2 protein-coding genes and 1 pseudogene are annotated in these 2905 nt (G+C 65.0%); all 3 read right to left on the bottom strand.

Going from position 1 to position 2905, the window contains the following annotated elements:
• Positions 1–219: 219 nt before the first annotated feature.
• Complete coding sequence (locus V6B97_RS17040; RefSeq protein WP_333507706.1) at positions 220–1893, bottom strand: AMP-binding protein; 1674 nt, start codon at positions 1891–1893, stop codon at positions 220–222.
• Positions 1894–2180: 287 nt separating this feature from the next.
• Positions 2181–2735: a helix-turn-helix domain-containing protein gene (locus tag V6B97_RS17035; protein WP_333507705.1), complete on the bottom strand. Its 555-nt coding sequence runs from the start codon at positions 2733–2735 to the stop codon at positions 2181–2183.
• Positions 2736–2784: 49 nt separating this feature from the next.
• Positions 2785–2905: pseudogene (locus tag V6B97_RS17030) on the bottom strand (IS1595 family transposase); the annotation flags it as partial.

Raw genomic sequence — 2905 nt, 5'->3', positions numbered from 1 at the left:
TGGAACCTTTTGAAAAAGGTTCCCTCCCCCGAACCCCCACCCTCCCAAACTTTTTAATTGGTCAGGTGACGAAGGCTTGATTTTGCTTGGTACCCGACAAATAGGAAAAGAAACCGGGAGAACGTGCTTCACGTTCTCCCGGTTTCTTTTCCTGGACATAAAGGGGGGTGCAGGGGGCATCGCCCCCTGCCCGCCGGGGGCGTATAAAAAACCTCTCCCCTATGCCACCGGACCACCGGCCTGCTGGTCGCGTTCGCGGATTTCGGCGCGCTTGATCTTGCCGCTGATGGTCTTGGGCAGTTCGGCCACGTAGTCGATGATGCGCGGATACTTGTAGGGCGCGGTCACCTTCTTCACGTGGTCCTGAAGCTCCTTGGTCAGTTCGGGCGAGGGCTGGTAGCCCCCGGCCAGCACCACGGTGGCCTTCACGGCCTGGCCGCGCAGCGGGTCGGGCACGCCGGTCACGGCGGCCTCCACCACGGCCGGGTGGGCGACCAGGGCGCTTTCCACCTCGAACGGCCCGATGCGGTAGCCGGAGCTCTTGATCAGGTCGTCCACGCGGCCCAGAAACCAGTAGTAGCCGTCTTCGTCCATCCACGCCTTGTCGCCGGTGTGGTAGTAGCCGCCGAACATGACCGAGGCGGTCTTTTCCGGCTCTTCCAGGTAGCCCCGGAACAGCCCCACGGGCAGCCCCTCGGCCACACGCACGCAGATTTCGCCTTCCTCGCCGGGGGGACAGACGTTGCCCGCGGCATCCTGCAACACCACGTCCCAGCCGGGCATGGGGCGGCCGATGGAGCCGGGCTTGGGCTGCATGCACGGCAGCGTGGCGATCTGCAGGGTGGTTTCGGTCTGGCCGTAACCTTCGTGGATGGGAAGGCCGGTGGCGGCCTTCCAGTCGTGGAACACGCTGTCGTTCAGCAGTTCGCCCGCCGTGGTGCAGTGGCGCAGCCTGGAGAGGTCGTAGGCGGACAGGTCCTGCCGGACCAGGAAGCGGTACACCGTGGGCGGCGCGCAGAAGGTGGTCACGGCGTGGTCGGCCAGCACGCCCAGCAGGGCCGCCGGGTCGAACTTGCCCCGGAAGTCGTAGACGAACACCGAGGCCCCGGCCATCCACTGGCCGTAGAACTTGCCCCACACCGCCTTGCCCCAGCCGGTGTCGGCCAGGGTCAGGTGCAGGTCGCCGGGCGCCAGGTCGTGCCAGTACATGCCGGTCAGCAGGTGCCCCAGCGGGTAGGTGTGCACGTGCTCCACCATCTTGGGCATGCCCGTGGTGCCGGACGAGAAGAAGATCAGCAGCGGATCCTCGCCCCCGGCGAACTCCAGCGGGCCTTCCGGACGGGGAAACCGGGCCTCCGCCGGGGTGAAGATGGTGTCGTAGTCCACCCAGCCGCGCGGCAGGGCGTCGCCCCCCACCTGCACGCACACGGCAAGGCTTGGACAGTCGGGCCGGGCGGCCTCCACGCGGTCCGTGATGGAGTGGTCCACGATGACGCACCTGGTCTTGGCGCGCTCCACGCGGAACACGATGTCCTTGGGGGTGAGTTGCGCCGGGGCGGGAATGGCCACCGCGCCCAGCCGGTGCAGGGCCAGCATGGACACCCAGAACTCGATGCGCCGGTACAGCACCAGCATCACCCGGTCGCCCTTGCGGATGCCCTGCAAGCGCAGCGCGTTGGCCAGCTTGGCCGAAGATTCGGCCATCCAGGCGAAGGTGTAGTCGCGCCGCACGCCCGCGTCGTCCACGTGGGCGATGCACAGCCGGGCGGGGTCGGCCGCCGCGGTGCGGTCCAGCACGTCGAAGGCGAAATTGAAGGTGTCCGGGGCGTCGATGCTGAATGTGGCGCAGAATTCCCTGTAATCCCTGGCGGTGAACTTGGTTGTATAGGTCATGGGTGCATCCCTGCGAAGCGATCCCTTGCGGGCTTGTTGACTGATGGCGTGTACGGCGCGCCCCCCGTGTTGGCGGCGGGGGCGTTTTCCTGCGGCGCAATCATGGGGACGTTGGCGCCGACACTGACGCGACACCGTGCCTCAGGGACCGTCGTACGATGAGGATTTTCGTTTGCTGGCAAGGAAAACAAGTCCGGCATGAGGGAGATACTCTTCTCGTATTCGACCGAAATGCCGGACACAGTTTGACGCAGCCAGCAAGCGAAAAGACCGTCGTACGATGGTCCCTAGCTAATTACGTCAAGAAAAACCGCGTCGTTGCCGTCAAGGCCGCGCAGGGCGTGCGGGATGCGCGAGCTGAAGTACAGGCTGTCGCCCGCCGCCAGCACGTGGCGCGCGTCGTTCAGCCAGATCTCCAGGCGGCCTTCCAGGATGTAGATGAATTCCTGGCCCCGGTGGTAGTTGAACACCAGGTCCTTCTCCTCCTTGGGCGGCACGCGCACCAGAAAGGGCTCCATGCGCCGGTTGGTGAAGCGCGAGGCCAGGTTCCAGTAGTCGTAGTCCTTGCGGCGCTGCACCGAAAGGCCCTCGCCCTTGCGCACCAGGCTGTACCCGTGCAGGTGGGCGTCGCCGCCGGAAATCAGCGCGGTCAGGTCCACGCCGCATTCGCGGGCCACGTCGGTGAGGAAGCTCACCGGAATCTCCACCTCGCCGCTTTCGAAGCGGGCCACCTCTGCCTCGGTGACGCCCACCTTGTCCGCCAGTTCCCGCTGCGAGAAGCCGCAGGCGTCGCGCAGCCCGGCAAGGCGCGGCGCGATCTCTTTGTAGGGGGGTTGCTGCATCGTCCGGTCCTCCTGTTGTGCTAGGGGCTGTTTCTAAATTAGAATGGCTCTAGACCATCAGGTCTTTGTTTTTTGCTACCAGCCGTTTCATTTCGGCAATGAGTTGGGGCAGGGGCTTGTTGTAGCGCCATTCACATTCTTTGAGGTGTAATTCGAAGTTCCTCTTCACC

It is taken from the genome of Nitratidesulfovibrio sp. 1201_IL3209 (assembly GCF_036763125.1).
Classification (GTDB): Bacteria; Desulfobacterota; Desulfovibrionia; order Desulfovibrionales; family Desulfovibrionaceae; genus Cupidesulfovibrio.
This window is presented reverse-complemented; position numbering and strand designations above follow the sequence as displayed.